At 50.9% G+C, this 397-nt stretch carries 1 tRNA gene; it reads left to right on the forward strand.

Features of this window, described 5'->3' with window-relative positions:
• The first annotated feature begins 10 nt into the window (after positions 1-10).
• A tRNA-Leu gene (locus tag QEH53_RS24060) sits at positions 11-95 on the forward strand.
• The last annotated feature ends 302 nt before the right edge of the window (positions 96-397 follow it).

A 397-nucleotide genomic window follows, 5' to 3' on the forward strand; every position in this document is an offset into this window, starting at 1 on the left:
AATCATCTATGCTCAGGTGGTGGAATTGGTAGACACGTACGCTTGAGGGGCGTATGCCGCAAGGCGTGGAGGTTCGAGTCCTCTTCTGAGCACCATTTTCTGAAAGGCCGCAATCAGCGGCCTTTTTTCATGCCCGTTCAACAGAGGCGCAGGAACTGATCCAAGGGTTCAACAGATATAAAACGAACCGAGCCGTGCCCTCCGATAAAAAACTCAAGGAGGGACGAATTCCATATCGTCCGCACGCAGGAGCAACGACTGGCTCCCAAGCAAATAATTCGGTTTTCACACTTTACAAAGCTCCTAAGATCTCCATTTCTTTGCGACCTCAATCATCTATGCTCAGGTGGTGGAATTGGTAGACACGTACGCTTGAGGGGCGTATGCCGCAAGGCGT

The sequence above is a fragment of the Pelagicoccus sp. SDUM812002 genome (genome assembly GCF_031127835.1).
Lineage (GTDB): Bacteria > Verrucomicrobiota > Verrucomicrobiia > Opitutales > Opitutaceae > Pelagicoccus.